Below are 19,001 nucleotides of genomic sequence, written 5' to 3'. Positions count from 1 at the left end.
TTCCTTTTTTATTATCTGCTTTTTTATGGTCTTCCGCCCCTTGGAGGCATACCACCACTGGGCTTTCCCATCATACCACTGTTTCCATAAGTGGTAATGGTTTCTTCTATCGTTAAACTGGTAAGCTTGTCACCATTTGTTGCATTCGTTGCCATGATATCACGCTTTTTATTTGCCGTACCATTTGTCATGATTTGATAAACAGCGTTTTTCTTTATATCAGAAGAGCTAATAACAATGGATTGTATCGTACGCGTAGGAACTGCACCTATCACAAACTTTCCATCAGCATCCTCTAAATATATGGCTTTTCCTGCCGCTAATGAAGCATCGACATTAAGCATTACACTGTTTTGTTTACTATTGCTAGATGGAGCCATTGCCATGCCACTACTGCCTAAGGCAATAAGTGTTCCACCATTCATTTGAAAACGGCCATCATAATCCAAAGCACTATTCCCGCCAGTATCAGGTCCCATGATAAGCAACGTACCATCTTCCATTACGATATCCTGATTGCTATCCACACCATCGCCATAAGCATCGACATACGTATATCCACCGAAAATCTCCAATACTGGATTGCCTTCTCCTGCTGCATTTATTCCATCATCGCTGGCACATACCGAAATTTTACCACCTTTAATAACGATATGTAAGGCTTCCAAGCCTTCATAGCTTTGTTTCACCTGGAGCGTACCATCCTCGATTGTAAGCTTTTGATCCGCATGGATACCATCATCATCACTCTTTAAAGTAAATGTTCCTTTTTTTATTTGTATTGTCGTATTGCTATGAATTGCATCATCATGGGCATTGATAGAGAAACTACCATTTTCAATAAGCATCGCTTTTCCACTCTTCATACCTTTACTGCTTTTTTCATCTGTCTCCTCATGATCCTTAAAATCACCCCAAGGCTGCTGATTCTGTGCCACTTCATTAACACTTCCTTCACCACTTACAATCGTGTACGTTCCATTTAAGATACGTAAGGTCGTAGCTGCCTGAATGCCATCTTGCTTTGCTGTGATATGAAAAGTTCCTTTTTCAAGGATCATGGCACCTTTTTCCTGATTCGTCGTTACGAATCCATCTTTATTGGCTTTGATCGTATATGTGCCATCGCAAATATACAATGCATCTTTCCCTTTTACTGCATCATTAGCTGCGCTTATCTGTAAGTTTGCATCTAGCAATTTCAGTTTATCTTTGCTTTGAATACCATTTTTATATGAGGCATTCACCTGTAATTCGCCACTGCCATTGATGGTCAAATCAGCCTTGCTAAAGATGGCTGCCGTCGGTTCTTTATCTGTATTGACTTCATAGCTATCCGTGTCAGTTATACTATTTTTAGTTCCTTGTGGTAAGGATAGTATGACCTTCTTTGCCTTTTTTACATAAATAGGTGCTGTAGAAGCACTTTGTATGCTAGCATTCTGTAATACAATACGCACTACATCATTCTCCTTGGCATCTACGATGATACTGTGCTTCTGTAAACTCCCTTCTAAAACATAACAACCAGCACTTGTAATCTTGACATCTGTGGTTTGGGAAGATAATGCAATGGTCGTTGTTTCTTCCGTTTGATAATCGCTGTAATAATCATTTTCCTTAAAGACATCTAAGCTGCTTTTCTTTGATGTCGTTTCTTTAGTGGCGGATGTTGTTTTTTTCGTTGTTGCTTCTTGTGATTGTGTACAACCACTCAAGCATAATATCATCATGATACATAAAAAGGTTTTCTTTGTTCTATAGTTCATCTACATTCACCTGTCTTCTTGCACAGATTACGCTTAAATTCCCATTTCTAACCCGAATCGCGTCAATCATTTCTTTTTCCATCATGCTATCCTTTAATTCTATCTCATATAGCAATTCAATCATGGAGCCTAACTGCATGGTCTTTACCCGTATTAACTCTTGCTTCTTCGTATACGTTGCTAAAATATCCGTAAAAACTTCTGTGTAATCTAAATCTTCAGGAATGACGATCTTTAATTCTTTAAACTGCGTGGATGGTTTTAATAAAGGGATTTTTTGTAAAGCGATGGAAAATATAGATATCAATAAACTCATAAAAAAAGCAAAACTAACAAAGCCCATACCGATGGCTAAGCCGATGGACATCGCAAAGAAGATAAAGGTAATCTCACGGCTGCTGCCAGGCACTGATCGAAAACGAACCAAAGAAAAGGCTCCTACAACTGCAACACCAGTACCTAGATTTCCATTCACCATCATGATAACAAACTGGACCAAGGAAGGTAAAATAGCCAGCGTTAACATAAAATTACGCGAAGCCACATGCTGTATACGATAAACTAAAGCAATCAAAATGCCTAAACCTAGTGCACTAAAGGTACAGATAACTCCCTGTCCTATCGTTAATCCTTCACTTAAATCTGTTAAAATGCTTGTAAACATGTTTGTCTTCCACCTTTCTGTTTTGCTTCCTTCATTACGATATTGGCAACTTTAGAAAAAGAAGTTGGATAAATCTGCAGCTTAGATAAAGCCTCTACCAACCAAAAGGGATAACTTCCACATGCTTTGATTTCCATCAGCACTTGATCTTTTTCAAATAAAGGAAATGTCCCTTCTTCATCCTGTAAATTTAACTTATGCATGCGTCCTCTGATGTGTTTGTCAAATGTAATGCGTAATCCTGGTTCTTGCTTACCTACATAAGAGCATCGATCGTAGGCGATATATACTTTAGGTAAAGCTGCATGAAAGGCTAGTGCATAACACAATTCACGTGCAATCTGTGAATCCTTTCGATCATGTCGTTCTAGCATATACATGGCTTCCTGCAAAGGCAGTTCTAACCGTCGCTTACATACGGTTTGTCTATATTTTTTCTTTATTTCCAGAAAAACCATACTATTATCTTTTAAGCTCATTGGTGCATAACTACGCAACCGTAATTTTTCTTTATATAACGGCTTCTGCATAGAAGTTGTAATCATATGATAATCATCTCCATCTAGATATAAATTATAAATATGACTGGTTGGATATATATCCTTCATAAGATAGGGTGCTATCTGCGTAAAGATCGTTTCATAAACAGCTGTTGATAATACATATTTCTTTTCTACCCGTTGAATCGTCTGTTGTTTCATTCTCATCACCTCCACTTAAGCATATCGAAGTTTAGCGATGTAAAGATGGCTGTTGTCTGAAGATTATGTGAAAATACTGTTTGCATTTGTTCTTTTTGCTTCTTTCAACACAACTATGAAAAAAAGCATGATGTCATGCTTTCGTCGTATTCGTCTTACTAAGTTTTGCTAGATCCTCACAAAGAGCATCTAAGGTTTCTTCATCCAGCTGTGATAAAATATAGCTATGGTAACGACAATACTTCCTTTTGATATCTTGTATCGTTGCCAACTCATTTGGATCGTCTATCCGATTTTCTAAAACCGTTAAAACATCACCGCATAATTGAATCGGACGATCATAGATCATCGTAATATCTGTTAGCTCCTTTATTTGTATATCTGTGCGTATGCGCATCGCCTGTTGTAAATGCTCTTCCATTCGTACTGCTTTTGTATGTATCTGAAAACCTTTCATAACTATCGCCATCCTTTCTGATAGTTTCATTTTAGAATACTTTGTGACAATATCTATGTAACAATAAAAAAATACCTAAAGTTTTTATTTACTTTAGGTCATAAACTTATCGTTCCTATAAATAGTCTTCTAAATAGCTTTATGCTTAACTTATGCCAAAAAATGAAAGTAGTACAGCACCTACACCACATAAAAACATAACGACGATCGGACTTTTTTTATACTTGCGCAAGATAAAGAAAGCAACAGCAAACAAGCCAACACTTTCCCAGCTGATGGTTGCTAACTGCATTTTTCCATCCGGCCAGAAAGCTGACATTGCTAATGATAAACCTGCACTGGCGATCAAGGCAACAACTGCTGGTCTTAAGCCTTTTAAGACCGCTTGTATGGTATCCAACTGACGATATTTATAATAGATAAATGCCAGGGTTAAAACAATGATGAAACTAGGAATTACCACACCGACACTTGCCACGATAGCACCGGGCAAGCCCGCTATTTTCGTACCGACAAACGTAGCACCATTGATAGCGATAGGACCAGGCGTCATTTGTGAGATCGTTAAAATATCCGCAAACTCACGCATCGTGATCCAATGATGTAAATCAACAACCTGACTTTGGATGATTGGCAAAGCTGCATATCCACCGCCAATACTAAGCAAGCCGATCTGTAAAAAGCTTAACAATAACTGTAAATAAATCATTGAATTGGCCTCCTTTTCGCATAACGTTCAATTAGAAAACCAAGAATTCCACAGCCAATGATGATAATTAACAAATGCAGATGCAATACCACATTCGCAAAAAAAGCTATTAACATGACGGCAATATAAATTTTCTGAGGTTGTGACGCCACTTCTTTTGCCATCGTCCAAACAACATCGCAAATTACAGCCGCAACACCTGCCTGCATACCAAATAACATGATCTGAATCCATTTAATGGATACAAAGGCCTCATAAAAATAAGAAATTACAGAAAGAATGATCAAAGGCGGCAAGATTGTTCCAAAAACAGTAACAAGTGCCCCCAAGACACCACCACAGCGATATCCGATAATGACAGATGCATTTACTGCTAACGCTCCAGGACTGGACTGGGCGATTGCTACCATGTCCATCATTTCTTTCTCATCAATCCATTTCAGCTTTTCCACAAATTCCTTACGCATCAAAGGAACTATGACATAACCGCCACCAAATGTGAATGCACTCAAATAAAATGTTGAGGTAAACAATTTTCTATATAAAGTAAAATTTCTTTCCATTCCATCACCTTCTGCTTTTATTATATGCTTTCTTAGTTTATAATGAAAATAGTATTATCATATATAGTTTATAAGATTTTATTATGAAAGGGGCTTTTTTATGACATTACGACACTTACGCATCTTTGCGGCTGTTTGTAGATGTGGCAGCGTTACAAAAGCTGCTGCTATGCTCCACATTGCACAGCCTAGCGTATCCTTAGCCATTCGCGAATTGGAAGAATACTATCAAATCACCTTGTTTGATCGTATATCACGCAAGCTTTATATCACAGAACAAGGTGAACGCCTTTTAAAGTATGCAACACATATCACCTCTTTATTCAATGAAATGGAGGAATCCATTCAAAGTGTCAGTGAATATGAACCATTGCATATTGGCTCTAGTATCACCATAGCGAACTCTTTTCTATGTGATTTTCTTGCCCAATATCAACAAAATTATCCAAAACGAAACTGTCAGGTTTTAATTGAAACAAGCGCTATGCTGGAAAGTAAGATCTTAAACAATGAATTAGATCTAGCAATGGTAGAAGGTATCCCAACACATCCATCCATAGAAAAATTACCTTTCTTTCAAGATGAGCTGGTCATCTTATGTGCCAATGAGCATCCGTTTACCAAACATGAACATTTAAGTTTTGCGGATCTCTTGCAAGAACCTTTTTTGTTAAGAGAACGCAGCAGTGGTACCAGAGCTGTCATTGATTCTATCCTACAGCTTTACAATATGAATGTCACTCCTATTTGGGAAAGTGCCAGTACCAGAGCTTTGGTAAAAGGAGTGCAACGAGGCTTTGGCATTTCCATATTGCCCTATCAGATGGTGAAAGAAGACTTACAAAACCAATCCATCCAGCGTCTGTATGTAGAAGACATTAATCTGCAGCGTAAATATTTCATTATCTATCATCACAATAAATATGTTACTCCTGCCATGCAGGATTTCATCAACATTGCTTTACAGGTAACAACCTTACAATAATGATATTCATACTGCCTGTATCCTATGGTATACTTAAAAATGTGATAAAACAAAATGAAAATAGGAGGTCTTATACTTTATGAAAACAACTACATGTCCCATTTGTGCATACACCCTTGATGATACCAATGATGAAATCATCTATTGTCCTGTATGCGGTACTGATTTAATAAAGGTAAACAGTGAAAAGATTATAAGAAATTCGCCAGGCACTTATACTATGGAGGATAAGCAATTTTTTGGAAAAATGAGTGCAAATGCGACGATCATACTTACGAATCAGCGCTTTCTTGTCATACCGGAAAAATTAGAGGGTTTTAATCGTTCCACGGTTCTCACTGCTTCCATCATGAATAAAATTACAAGTAATTATGGTGTAGTTTCGGTTCCTATTACAATGATAAAGGAAGTACGTGATGGAAAATTCGGTCTGTTGGGAAAAGCTTTGATTGTTGAAACGAAAGAAGCAAATGTGATTAAAATCACCGCACCGAAATTAAAAGAATGGAAAGAAGTATTAAGTAACACCCTACAAGCTTCTTCATAACAAGAAAGATAATAAGAGACAAAGCAAAAGAAGATTAGCAAAGCTATTTAATTGATGATGTAATAGCTTGTAATCTTCTTTTTTCCTATATCATCTACACTTTTTGCTTGTTATTTACCCTTCATGAGCCCATTCACAAATAGTTCTTTTAACATCATCAATACAATAAAACATCTTCCAAAATTGATATGTATTTTTCAAATACTGTGATTCTCTCAAATACGTAAAGTAATAACAGTTCTACTTGCTGTTCTTTCTTATGCCTTGGAATAAACGATTTCCCCATCAATAATGGTATGGTATACCGTTGTTTGCGGATCCAATATAGAACCATCACATATTACCATATCTGCATCCTTACCAACCTTTAAGCTGCCAATGCGCTCATCCAAGCCTAATATTTTTGCTGCATTAATGGTAATCGCCTTGACTGCTTCTATTTCCGGTAATCCTTCTTTCATCGCCAATCCTGCACACAATGGCAAATATTCCTGAGGTACTACCGGAGAATCCGTAGTTATCGCAATCAGAATACCTTCTTTATATAATTCATAAGGTGTTTTAAAAGATTTATTAGCTAACTCATATTTTGATTTGTGGGTTAAGGAAGGTCCAACAATTGCCGCAAAACCGCTGTCTTTTATTTGTTTCTTAATTATTTCCCCATCCGTACAATGATCCAAAGTCACCTTAATATCAAATTCTTTCGCAATTCTTAAAACAGTTAAGATATCATCACAGCGATGGGCATGGCATTTTAAAGGCAGTTCCCTCTGAATCACCGGAATCATCGCTTCTAGTTTCATGTCAAAAGCAGGCATCTTCGTGATATCCCCTTGTGCTGCTTCTTTTCTTGCAAGATATTCCTTGGTCTTAAATAAGGTTTCTCTTAATAAAGCAGCTACGTTCATTCGTGTTTTGATACGAGAATCCTGATACACACGTTTTGGATTTTCACCAAAAGCACATTTCATAGCGACCGGATTTTTAATTGCCATTTCATCCATGCTGACACCATACGTCTTATATGCAACAAAGGTTCCGCCAATGACATTGGCACTTCCAGGACCAGCCGCTACTGTTGTAATACCGGCATTACGAGCATTTACAATCGTTTCATCCAACGGATAGCAGCCATCAATGCCTCTTACCTGCGGTGTGATAGGATCACTGCTCTCATTTACATCATTACCTTCACTGCGAATGGCACTTTCTTCCATACCTAAATGACAATGAGCTTCTACCATTCCCGGGTAAACGCGTTTTCCATTCAAATCAATGCATACTTCATCTTCCGTTTCCACATGCCCGATTGCCGCAATTCGCCCATTTTGAATTAAGATATCGCCTTTTATGACCTGTTCTTCTTCCATTGTATAAATCTGTGCATTTTTTAATAACATTATCCATTCTCCTTTTATTTATAACTTATTTATTACCCTAATACTTCTTATGACAAAAGACATAGTTGCCTATGCCTTATTCAAATATTCGACGATTTTATCTCCCATCTCGCTGCAAGACAGATGTTTTTTCCCGTCTTCCATGATATCGGATGTGCGATAGCCATCTGCTAATACATCTTCTACTGCTTTTTCTATTTGCGCATATTCCGTATCTAAATCGAATGCATATTTCAACATCATACCTGCCGCTAAGATCGTTCCGATCGGATTCGCAATATTTTGCCCTGCAATATCTGGTGCAGAACCATGGATTGGCTCATACATACCACGCTTGCTATCCCCTAAAGATGCACTTGGAATCAAACCGATACTACCAGTAATCATGCTTGCTTCATCACTTAAGATATCACCGAACATATTTTCTGTGACGACAACATCAAACTGCGCAGGATTTTTTACGATTTGCATCGCCGTATTATCTACCAGCATATCCGCAACCTCAACATCGGGATATTCCTTGGCAACTTCATGTACGACCTTACGCCATAAACGTGAGGTATCTAATACATTTGCTTTATCCACAGATATGACCTTATGATGACGTTTACAGGCAGTTTGGAAAGCCGTATGGGCAATGCGGCGGATCTCATGTTCCGCATAATTCATATGATCACTTGCGACAAGTTCGCCATTGATTTCTTCTGTCTTCTTTTCCCCAAAGTATACACCACCGATTAACTCCCGTACGACCATAAAATCAATACCTTTTGCTACAATATCCTGACGTAATGGCGATGCATCTGCAAGTTGCGGAAAGATTTTAGCTGGACGTAAGTTTGCATACAAGCCCAATTCCTTACGAATACCCAACAAGGCCTTTTCAGGACGAATACTAGGATCTACATCATCCCATTTAGGACCGCCAACAGCGCCTAATAAAACCGAATCAGAATTCAAACATTGCTGCAGACTTTCTTCTGGTAGGCTTTTACCAAATTGATCAATGGCACAGCCACCTGCAATGACATGCGTATACGTAAATTCATGATCATACTTTTCAGCAATACAATCTAACACTTTAATAGCTTCTTTTACAATTTCCGGACCTATTCCATCTCCGGGAACTACTGCGATATGTTTTTTCATTCCTTCCCCTCCTTGATAGCATTCATCAAACCATTATGTTTCATAATGTTTTGGATAAAAGCAGGAAATGGTTCTGCTTGATAACTTTCCCCTTTTGTATGATTGATAATTTCACCTGTATCGAAATTAATTTCAATTTCATCCGCAGTATCGATTCGCTCACTGGCTTTCGGACATTCTAATATCGGCAAGCCGATATTGATAGCGTTGCGATAAAAGATACGGGCAAAACTTTTTGCAATCACGCAGGAAATTCCACTAGCCTTAATGGCAATTGGTGCATGCTCTCTTGAAGATCCACAACCGAAATTAAACCCTGCCACCATAATATCGTTGGCTTTTACTTTATTTACAAAATCCGCATCAATATCACACATACATTTTTCGGCCAGTTCTTTTGGATCACTAGTATTCAAATAACGTGCCGGAATGATAACATCCGTATCTACATTATCACCATATTTATGTGCATAACCTTTTGTTTCCATCCTTTATTCTCCTTCCCAAACAGCAATATGACCGGCGATTGCACTTGCCGCAGCCGTTGCCGGACTTGCCAGATATACTTCAGATTCCACATGTCCCATACGTCCGACAAAGTTACGATTTGTCGTTGCTACACAGCGTTCCCCTTCAGCTAAGATTCCCATATAGCCGCCTAAACAAGGGCCACAGGTTGGTGTTGATACTACACAGCCAGCATCGATAAAGATTTCCATATACCCACGTTTCATACATTCTTTATAAATAGCTTGCGTTGCCGGTATGATAATCGTACGTACTCCTTTTGCCACATGCTTTCCTTTTAGAATTTTTGCCGCTGTTTCCATATCAGATAGGCGACCGTTCGTACAAGAACCGATGACGACCTGATCAATGACGATGTTTTCTTTTATATCCTCCATCGTTTTCGTATTTTCTGGCAGATGTGGAAACGCAATTGTCGGTTTAATGGCACTAAGATCAATATGATATACGTTTGCATAGTCTGCATCACTATCTGCTTCATATGTTTTATATGGACGATGAACACGCTCTTTCACATAAGCTTCGGTAATTTCATCATAGGCAAAGATACCATTTTTTGCCCCTGCTTCAATTGCCATATTGGCCATCGCTAAGCGATCATCGATTGTCAAATTTCGCAAACCAACACCGCTAAATTCCATAGACTTATATAAAGCACCATCTACACCAATCATTCCGATGATATGAAGTATGACATCCTTCCCACTGACATTCGGCGCTAATTTCCCACGCAAATCAAACTTGATCGCTTCAGGAATTTTAAACCAACATTTGCCCGTTGCCATACCGGCTGCCATATCGGTACTGCCTACACCTGTTGAAAATGCATTTAAAGCTCCATACGTACATGTGTGTGAATCTGCTCCAATGATACATTCTCCAGGACCGACGATGCCTTTTTCTGGCAATAACGCATGTTCAATGCCCATTTCGCCTACATCATAAAAGTGTTTGATGTTCTTTGCGTATGCGAAGGTACGGCAAGCTTTACATTGCTGCGCAGCTTTAATATCCTTGTTCGGCGCGAAGTGATCCATCACCATCGTCACCCTACCAGGATCAAATACCTGTTCAAATCCATACTTCTCAAATTCTTTAATAGCAACCGGTGATGTGATATCATTCCCTAATACCATATCAAGATCAACTTCAATCAGTTGTCCGGCTTTGACCTCAGCAACATGTGCATGCTCTGCTAAGATCTTTTGTGTCATTGTCATACCCATTTTGTTTTACCTCCTACACGATGTACATGAAGTACATTGAAATATCGTCTTTTTGTTCACTATGATATAAAACTTTTGTATTATTCTTGCTTGTATGTTTTCATACGCGAAGCCAATCCTTATGCAGATGGCTCTATTGTCTCTATCTTTTCTTATTAGAATCTTTACTATCCCCTTATCAGAGACAACCCTTTACTGTAGTTAATCAATTTCCCCTAGTTCTGTTGTTGTGTTGCTCGTTTTTGTATAACAGCTCGATTAATAGCCGCAAATAAGGCCTTCACACTGGAAGCGATAATATCCTCATGTAAACCGACACCCCATTGGTTCTTTTGGCGACAGTCAATGATTTTGACATAAGATACTGCCTTAGAAGTAGATCCCTTGCTTAAGGCATGTTCTTTATAATCTAAGATATCAAATGTTAGATTCATGTTATCACGCAAAGCGTTGCTAGCAGCATCTAAACGTCCATTTCCAACACCGGTAATGTATCGATTCATCCCTTCATAGGTGATGTTCATCGTACAAGTAACTTTATCATTTTCCCTTATAAAATGATAATCGTTTAACGCATAAGGTGCATTCACATTCATATATTCTTTTTGGAATAAATCATTGATTTCATTTGGCAGCAATTCCTTATGTTCATGATCGCTCACATTCTTCATGAAATAGCCAACTTCTTCTCGCATATCATTTGGAAGTTCATAGCCATAATATTCTTCCAGCATATAACCAACGCCGCCTTTGCCACTTTGTGAATTGATGCGAATGACATCTGTCTCATACACTCTGCCGACATCTCTTGGATCAATTGGCAAATATGGAACGGTCCAGTGTTGTGGGTCTTTGGCATCGCGATAATGCATCCCTTTCGCAATAGCATCCTGATGTGAACCGGAGAATGCCGCAAATACCAATTGCCCGGCATAAGGCTGACGCATACCGACTTTCATGCGTGTACAGGCTTCATATACCTCAACGATATGAGGCATATTTGAAAAATCCAATTCAGGATCGACTCCCATCGCATACATATTCATTGCTAAAGTGACAATATCGACATTTCCAGTACGTTCGCCATTACCGAATAAGGTACCTTCAATACGATCAGCACCTGCTAAAATACCCATCTCTGTATCCGCAACACCACAGCCACGATCATTATGCGGATGAAGGGAAACCACAACATTTTCCCGATAGTTCATATGCTTACACATGTATTCGATTTGACTGGCATACACATGTGGCATGCTCATTTCCACGGTTACCGGAAGATTAATGATAACCTTGTTATCCGCTGTAGGCTGCCAAACGTCCAAGACCGCATTGCATACTTTTAAAGCATAATCGACTTCGGTTCCTGTAAAGCTTTCCGGAGAATATTCAAAGCGATAATTTCCACCATCTTCTTCGGTCAGCTGTTTTAACAGTTTTGCCCCTTCTACCGCAATCTTTAATACTTCTTCTTTGCTTTTCTTAAACACCTGTTCCCTTTGTGCATAAGATGTGGAATTGTATAAATGAATCACAGCATTTTTTGCACCTTTCACTGCTTCAAAGGTACGGCGGATGATATGCTCACGTGCTTGTGTCAGCACCTGGATCGTAACATCCTCTGGAATGCGGTTCTCATCGATAAGTTTCCGTAAGAATTCAAATTCGGTTTGTGAGGCTGCAGGAAAGCCAATTTCAATTTCTTTAAAACCAATTTCTACTAGTAATTCAAAGAAATCCAGTTTTTCATCTAAGCTCATTGGCACGATCAATGCTTGATTGCCATCTCGTAAATCAACACTGCACCATGTTGGTGCTTTCTCAATATATTCTTTTTTGGTCCAATCCATACAATCCGTTGGAGGCATATAATATTGCCGTTTGTACTTTTGATATCCTTCCATGTGATGTCCTCCTCTTTCTACCTTGTAATAAAAAAGCCTTCCATCTTCTTATTTTGAAGACGGAAAGCTGTCTGCTTTATCCGCGGTACCACTTCACTTGATGAACACTCATCCACTTAGTTCTTATCCTGTTGAATAAGAGCTCAATGATAACGGTAGAGCAGTCCCGGTGATGCTTACTTATGCAATGCATGTTCAGATCACAGCTCACGGGTGAGTTGATTCCAGTGTCCACATGCCTTTCACCAGCCGGCAATTCTCTACGGTGTGACGTATCTTTCATCTGGTCCCGATCAATGCTATTTCATCATTACCAAAAGGATATATCATTCTATGTAAAATGTCAACAGAAAAAGTAAATTTCATTTAATTTTTTTCTGAAAATATTTTCAATGTTGAATTTTCTGATTTGCTGCTTCCCTTTTCAATACGTTTTGAGCCGAACGTGCCGTTTGTGCAAAAAATGACATAGCTTCTTTCGGATAAGCTCCAGCTGCTGTTTCTCCTGTCAGCATAATTCCAGATGCACCATGATATACCGCATAAAAAATATCACTCACCTCAGAGCGTGTAGGCGTTGGTTGTGTCATCATAGAATGCAACATCTGTGTTACGACCATATAAGGCTTATGATAAGCATGACAAATATCCTGGATATGTTTTTGTACCATCGGCAATTCATACAATGGCATGGCATTGCCTAAATCTCCACGTGCTATCACAATATGATCGCAATAGGGCAGCAATTCTGTTAAATGTCTGACTCCATCCATGTTTTCAATCTTTGCATAAATTTCTAAAGATTCCGCATCCAATTCTCTCACTATTTGTTTCAATGCTTTTAAATCTTCTGCATTTCTGACAAAAGGCTGCATAATACCCGTAATTCCATATTTTTTAGCCAGGCGCAGATTTTCCATATCACTTGGTGTCAAAACCGGCATCTGGATATGCTGATGCGGCAGTGCCAAAGATTTTCTAGAAGTGAGTTCACCACCATGAAGAACCTTACAAATAATATTTTTTCCTTTTACTTCCTGCACTTCCAATAAGAATTTACCATCGTCTAATAAAATCCTTTGCCCAACCGGTACATGTCCATAAACTTGTTCAGGAACTGCTATTTCTGTTCCCAAACAAACGATACCTCCTTCGATTAAATGTATAGGCTTATCTAATTTTCCTATACGCAATTCCGGCCCTTTCATATCGATCAACAGTTTTGGTTCCACATTTGCTTCTCCTGCGGCCTCATGTAAGATTGTCAGCCATTCTTGACTATCTGTTAAATTCACATGTGATAAATTCAATCGAATACCATTCATACCACTGAAAAACATCTGTTTCAGTATTTCTTTGTTTGCACATGCTGGACCTAATGTACCATAAATTTCTAATTTTTCCATATACCCTCACACTATTTCTTTTTTTACATTATAACAAAGCCGCTCAAAAATAACTATTAGATTTTTTATGAATCTATATCATAAACGTGAACGATACCACCTAGTATCACTTACCGTGTTTTTTAACCTTAACATGTGATGCGGCATAACCGTTTTATCCGATTTGCTGTTTTCCTTTATCTTTCGATAATATTAGAAGTCACAATCATGATGTTTTGCATCATCTAAAGCAATTTTAAAGGAAGTATCACTTTCTCATAAATTTTCTTTCACTAAAAAGAAAAAGGAAGCGTTAAAATCATTAATGACGATTTATGACTTTAATCTTCCTTATTTGATATTAGGAAATTACTATTCCATAAGTTTATCCGTTCGTAATAGCGGCCTGTGCTGCAGCTAAACGTGCAATTGGTACACGGAATGGGCTACAGGATACATAGGTCAATCCCATACGATGACAGAAGTCGATAGAACTTGGATCTCCACCATGTTCACCACAAATACCAAGCTTGATGTTTGGACGTGTTTTACGTCCGCCGGCTACTGCCAGTTCGATAAGTTTGCCGACACCCTTTTGGTCAACTCTGGCAAATGGATCTTGTTCAAAGATTTTCTTTTCATAGTAATCATTCAAGAATCCACCGGCATCATCACGAGAGAAACCAAATGTCATCTGTGTTAAGTCGTTTGTACCAAAGCTAAAGAATTCAGCTTCTTCGGCAATTTCATCTGCCAATAATGCTGCACGAGGAATTTCGATCATGGTACCAACATGGTATTTCATATCAATATTTTCTCTTGCTAAAATTTCATCTGCTGTACGTACGACAACATCTTTTACATATTTCAATTCTGCTTTATCACCAACTAATGGAATCATGATTTCCGGTTCAATGTTCCAATCCGGATGTTTTTTGTTTACATTAATTGCTGCTTCAATAACCGCTGTTGTCTGCATTTCGGCAATTTCCGGATAAGAGATAGCCAAACGACAACCACGATGTCCCATCATAGGGTTAAATTCATGAAGTCCACTGATAACATTTTTCAATTCATCCAGATCGATCTTCATATCTTTTGCTAACTGTGCAATATCATAAGAGCTTGTTGGTAAGAATTCATGCAGAGGTGGATCCAAATAACGAATGGTTACCGGCATACCTTGCATTGCTTCATAAATACCTTCAAAGTCGCCTCTTTGCATAGGCAATAATTTCGACAGCGCTTTTCTTCTTTGACCTTCTGTCTTAGAAACGATCATTTCACGAACCGCTTTGATACGATCACCTTCAAAGAACATATGTTCCGTACGAACCAAACCAATACCTTCCGCACCGAACTTCACTGCCTGTTGTGCATCACGAGGCGTATCGGCATTTGTACGAACCTTTAACGTCCGGCGTTCATCTGCCCAATTCATGAAACGTTCAAAGTCACCGGAGATTTCTGCTGGCACAGTCTTGATCTTTTCACCATACACATTACCAGTAGAACCATCTAGAGAAATATAGTCGCCTTTATTATAGCGGTTTCCTTTTACTTCAAAATATTTTTCTTCTTCATTAATCGCGATATCACCACAACCGGATACGCAGCAAGCACCCATACCACGAGCTACGACAGCTGCATGAGATGTCATACCACCGCGCACGGTTAAGATACCTTCAGATACATGCATACCTTCAATATCTTCCGGAGAAGTTTCCAAACGAACTAAGATAACCTTATGTCCTAATGCTGTTTCCGCGATTGCTTCTTCAGCAGAGAAAACGATCTGTCCGCAAGCTGCACCAGGAGAAGCAGGCAATGCCGATGCAATTGGTTTTGCCTTCTTTAAAGCTTCTGCATCAAATTGTGGATGTAATAAGGCATCCAACTGTTTAGGTTCTACCATCATCAATGCTTCATCTTTGGTGATCATACCTTCATCTACCATGTCACAAGCAATCTTTAATGCGGCAGCTGCTGTACGTTTACCATTACGCGTCTGCAACATGAATAGATTACCTTTTTCAATCGTAAATTCCATATCCTGCATATTCTTGTAATGTTTTTCTAAGGTAGAACAGATTTCTACAAACTTATCATAAGCAGCAGGTGCAATTACCTTTAATTGATCAATGGTCTGTGGTGTACGGATACCGGCTACAACATCTTCGCCCTGCGCATTCATCAAGAATTCACCATACAGCTTGTTTTCACCGGTACTTGGATTACGTGTAAAGGCAACACCGGTACCGCAATCATCACCCATATTACCAAATACCATCATCTGCACATTTACCGCAGTTCCCCAATCACCCGGAATATCGTTCATCTTACGATAGAAAATCGCACGTTGGTTGTTCCAAGAACGGAAAACAGCTTCGATTGCACGATACAATTGTTCTTTAGGATCCGATGGGAATTCCTCATCTAGAGATTCCTGATAGAACTTCTTAAAGCGTTTTACCATGACCTTCATATCTTCAGCATCTAATTCCGTATCCTGTTCAACGCCCTTTGTTTCTTTCATTTCATCAATGATCTCTTCAAATTTAGCCTTGTTTAAACCCATGACAACATCAGCAAACATCTGAATAAAACGGCGGTAAGAGTCATAAGCGAAACGAGGATTGTCCATCAGCTTGGCAACACCTTCTACCACTTCATCATTCATACCTAAATTTAAAATGGTATCCATCATGCCTGGCATAGATGCACGCGCACCAGATCTTACGGATACTAACAATGGATTCTTTGGATCACCAAACTGTTTTCCAGCCAGTTCTTCCAATTTCATTAAATATTCAAAAATTTCTTTGCGAATTCCTTCATTAATAGTTTCATTGTCTGCATAGTACTGATTGCAGGCTTCGGTTGTGACTGTGAAACCATAAGGCACAGGCATTCCAAGATTCATCATCTCTGCCAGATTGGCACCTTTACCACCAAGCAGCTCACGCATGTTTTCATTTCCTTCACTGAAAAGGTAAACATACTTTTTACTCATCAAGCATTCCTCCTCTTATGTAATCGTTTACATTTACTTGCTTACATTATACCAAAGTTTCGTGTGTTTTCCTAGTGCTAATTTCACTATCCCTTCCTTTCTCACTCGCTAAAAACTAATAACAGCTTATGAACAAAGGTTTTTTCGCATGCTAAAATAATTTCGACAAAATTCGCAAAATTTAAAGGACAAGTTCCAGTCATAATAAAAAATAGCTACTCCATTCGCATGTAAGTACCTTTTCGTTTTTGATAAGGTACTTACATGCATTACACGAACAAAAGAAACGCTTCTATATGCTCACTATGTTTGCCGTATATAGCTCCTTTTTACCCTATGGTTTGTTGACATACACGATTTCCACTTCCACAACATGAACACCGAGTTTTTCATACGCTTGTTTGCATTGTTTCTGTATCTTTTTCGTTTGATACTTTTTTTGCGCTGCTTCTGATTTCACATAAATACGTAAAGTGATTGGCTGTGTTTTCACAATGGTCTCCGTCGGTGTATCATTCGCTATCTTCGCATATGGGAATACCTTTTCTTTATCTTCATCTTTGATCTGTAATAGGATATAATCTAGATCTTGCTTTTCCACAAGCGCAAAAACCGGCTGCTCAAATCTTTCTTCATTTAAAAATGCTGCTACCCGATTTTGCATATTGCCTTTTTCTAAGACCATCCAATCATAATCATCTTGAATACCTATATCACCTCGATAAGATAATCGAAAGTCTTTATCTATACTGTTTGCCACATCTATTTTCATAACATATGAACCGGATTTAAAATTATAGGATACCTCATAATCTGCAATATCTAATTCTGTATGATGTGTTTTTAAATATTCTTTCATATGTCTGGTTGCTATTTCTTTTGCGATAAAATTACCATTAAAGCTATTATAAAGCAGTAACAAAAAGATGACTCCGGCTGTTGCGATGATGAATGCAATCACTTTTAACACTTTCTTTTTCATGAGTTTTCCCTCCTTAAGGCATACGCATAACCAGCATAAATAAGAATGCCAATACTCATAAAAAACCAATATATTAGCGTATAAGGCAGCAAGGCTTCTTGATAGGATGCATCTATCATTTCTAATAATAGATGCATGATGGGAATCATTAGATATAATAGGAAGACATAGCGTTTCAATAGCCAATACCCCAAGGCGCCGATTATTGGCAATAGCAGAAAATTATGAAACTGGTATTGTGTTGCTGAGAAAGAACAAGCGAAAAGGATCATCAAACAAATTACACCCACCATCATGATACGCAAACGTTTTACTAATTTCTTTTTAATTGCTTGGGAATTGACGGTAATGTTTTCCTGCGCCAACAGCTTTTTACATTCTTCACAATGGCGGCAATGCTCTTGTACAAAGACTATGCTTGCCTCACTGGCTACATCATCTTTGACTAACGGTAGCAGATCTTGTACGATTTGACATTCATCTTTCATGATATCCCTCCTCACTTAATTTTTGACGCAAATATAGACGATTACGATAATCAATCACTCGCACAGAGTTTTCATTTAACTGTAAAAATGCTGCGATTTCCACATAGGAATACCCCTCTTGTTTCATTTTAAATATTTCTCTTGCTCGTAGAGGCTGTGTCTGCATCCATTCCATCAATTGCTCCATCAGCGCTTCATAGTCATGTTGCCTATCTTTATCGGCAACAACAAAACCATCTTGCAAGACATCATAGTGCACTTCTTTTTTACGTTTTCGTAATTCTTTGAATGTCACATGCCTGGCAATCGAAAATAACCATGTTTTCAGACTTGCCTTTCCTTTGAAAGTCGGCAAGGATAGGATCATCTGGTAAAACGTTTCCGATGTCAGATCTTCACTTAAACTGGCATCATGACACAAGGAGTAAATATAGATATAGACATCCTTGTGATATGCTTCATACAGTTCTTCTATCATCTATGTTTTCCTCCTTCCACCTATATGTACCGCAACCTAATAAAAACGTT

Annotated in this window: 18 protein-coding genes; 2 read left to right on the top strand and 16 right to left on the bottom strand. The window is 38.4% G+C overall.

The window, feature by feature from the left end; translation table 11 throughout:
- Nucleotides 1–23 precede the first annotated feature (23 nt).
- The 6 genes from KJS44_RS05235 to KJS44_RS05210 form a co-directional block, all read right to left on the bottom strand.
- Nucleotides 24–1,769 (bottom strand): carbohydrate-binding domain-containing protein, encoded by a 1,746-nt coding sequence (locus tag KJS44_RS05235; RefSeq protein ID WP_008689098.1) that lies wholly within the window; start codon nucleotides 1,767–1,769, stop codon nucleotides 24–26.
- Nucleotides 1,759–2,433, bottom strand: a complete 675-nt coding sequence (locus KJS44_RS05230) for a DUF4956 domain-containing protein (protein WP_008689099.1) — start codon at nucleotides 2,431–2,433, stop codon at nucleotides 1,759–1,761. Before KJS44_RS05230 ends, KJS44_RS05235 begins: the two co-directional genes overlap by 11 nt.
- Nucleotides 2,415–3,134: a polyphosphate polymerase domain-containing protein gene (locus KJS44_RS05225; protein ID WP_008689101.1), complete on the bottom strand. Its 720-nt coding sequence runs from the start codon at nucleotides 3,132–3,134 to the stop codon at nucleotides 2,415–2,417. Before KJS44_RS05225 ends, KJS44_RS05230 begins: the two co-directional genes overlap by 19 nt.
- A 133-nt stretch (nucleotides 3,135–3,267) precedes the next feature.
- The gene (locus KJS44_RS05220) at nucleotides 3,268–3,591 is read right to left on the bottom strand and encodes a hypothetical protein (protein ID WP_008689103.1); all 324 of its coding nucleotides are present in this window, start codon (nucleotides 3,589–3,591) and stop codon (nucleotides 3,268–3,270) included.
- Between the two features lie 145 nt (nucleotides 3,592–3,736).
- A complete protein-coding gene (locus tag KJS44_RS05215; protein ID WP_008689105.1) occupies nucleotides 3,737–4,300 on the bottom strand; it encodes a chromate transporter in 564 nt (187 codons plus the stop codon).
- On the bottom strand, nucleotides 4,297–4,863 hold the full coding sequence (locus tag KJS44_RS05210; protein WP_008689107.1) for a chromate transporter: 567 nt from the start codon (nucleotides 4,861–4,863) through the stop codon (nucleotides 4,297–4,299). The genes KJS44_RS05215 and KJS44_RS05210 overlap by 4 nt, the downstream gene beginning before the upstream one ends.
- Before the next feature lie 100 nt (nucleotides 4,864–4,963).
- On the opposite strand from KJS44_RS05210, the gene KJS44_RS05205 reads away from it, so the two are divergent.
- Both KJS44_RS05205 and KJS44_RS05200 read left to right on the top strand, forming a co-directional pair.
- Nucleotides 4,964–5,848, top strand: a complete 885-nt coding sequence (locus tag KJS44_RS05205) for a LysR family transcriptional regulator (RefSeq protein ID WP_008689109.1) — start codon at nucleotides 4,964–4,966, stop codon at nucleotides 5,846–5,848.
- 79 nt (nucleotides 5,849–5,927) lie between these two features.
- On the top strand, nucleotides 5,928–6,395 hold the full coding sequence (locus KJS44_RS05200; protein WP_008689111.1) for a transcription factor: 468 nt from the start codon (nucleotides 5,928–5,930) through the stop codon (nucleotides 6,393–6,395).
- A 257-nt stretch (nucleotides 6,396–6,652) separates the two neighbouring features.
- Here KJS44_RS05200 and KJS44_RS05195 read toward each other — a convergent pair whose 3' ends face one another.
- The 10 genes from KJS44_RS05195 to KJS44_RS05150 form a co-directional block, all read right to left on the bottom strand.
- On the bottom strand, nucleotides 6,653–7,798 hold the full coding sequence (locus KJS44_RS05195; RefSeq protein ID WP_008689113.1) for an amidohydrolase: 1,146 nt from the start codon (nucleotides 7,796–7,798) through the stop codon (nucleotides 6,653–6,655).
- A gap of 69 nt (nucleotides 7,799–7,867) precedes the next feature.
- Nucleotides 7,868–8,947, bottom strand: a complete 1,080-nt coding sequence (leuB, locus tag KJS44_RS05190; RefSeq protein ID WP_008689115.1) for a 3-isopropylmalate dehydrogenase — start codon at nucleotides 8,945–8,947, stop codon at nucleotides 7,868–7,870.
- Nucleotides 8,944–9,435 (bottom strand): 3-isopropylmalate dehydratase small subunit, encoded by a 492-nt coding sequence (gene leuD / locus KJS44_RS05185; protein ID WP_008689117.1) that lies wholly within the window; start codon nucleotides 9,433–9,435, stop codon nucleotides 8,944–8,946. Before leuD ends, leuB begins: the two co-directional genes overlap by 4 nt.
- A 3-nt stretch (nucleotides 9,436–9,438) precedes the next feature.
- A complete protein-coding gene (gene leuC, locus KJS44_RS05180) occupies nucleotides 9,439–10,701 on the bottom strand; it encodes a 3-isopropylmalate dehydratase large subunit (protein WP_008689119.1) in 1,263 nt (420 codons plus the stop codon).
- 215 nt (nucleotides 10,702–10,916) lie between these two features.
- Nucleotides 10,917–12,605, bottom strand: a complete 1,689-nt coding sequence (gene leuA, locus KJS44_RS05175; RefSeq protein WP_008689120.1) for a 2-isopropylmalate synthase — start codon at nucleotides 12,603–12,605, stop codon at nucleotides 10,917–10,919.
- 389 nt (nucleotides 12,606–12,994) lie between these two features.
- Nucleotides 12,995–14,011 (bottom strand): pyruvate kinase, encoded by a 1,017-nt coding sequence (gene pyk, locus KJS44_RS05170; protein ID WP_008689121.1) that lies wholly within the window; start codon nucleotides 14,009–14,011, stop codon nucleotides 12,995–12,997.
- Between the two features lie 364 nt (nucleotides 14,012–14,375).
- On the bottom strand, nucleotides 14,376–17,003 hold the full coding sequence (gene ppdK / locus KJS44_RS05165) for a pyruvate, phosphate dikinase (protein ID WP_008689122.1): 2,628 nt from the start codon (nucleotides 17,001–17,003) through the stop codon (nucleotides 14,376–14,378).
- A gap of 334 nt (nucleotides 17,004–17,337) precedes the next feature.
- Nucleotides 17,338–17,985, bottom strand: a complete 648-nt coding sequence (locus KJS44_RS05160) for a YfjL-like protein (RefSeq protein ID WP_008689123.1) — start codon at nucleotides 17,983–17,985, stop codon at nucleotides 17,338–17,340.
- A complete protein-coding gene (locus KJS44_RS05155; RefSeq protein ID WP_008689124.1) occupies nucleotides 17,982–18,473 on the bottom strand; it encodes a zf-HC2 domain-containing protein in 492 nt (163 codons plus the stop codon). Before KJS44_RS05155 ends, KJS44_RS05160 begins: the two co-directional genes overlap by 4 nt.
- A complete protein-coding gene (locus KJS44_RS05150) occupies nucleotides 18,463–18,951 on the bottom strand; it encodes an RNA polymerase sigma factor (protein WP_008689125.1) in 489 nt (162 codons plus the stop codon). Before KJS44_RS05150 ends, KJS44_RS05155 begins: the two co-directional genes overlap by 11 nt.
- Nucleotides 18,952–19,001: the final 50 nt, after the last annotated feature.

Source organism: Longicatena caecimuris (genome assembly GCF_018406465.1).
In the GTDB taxonomy this organism is placed as follows: domain Bacteria; phylum Bacillota_I; class Bacilli_A; order Erysipelotrichales; family Erysipelotrichaceae; genus Longicatena; species Longicatena caecimuris.
Note: the sequence above shows the minus strand (reverse complement) of the source record. Positions and strands in the feature narration are given on the sequence as shown.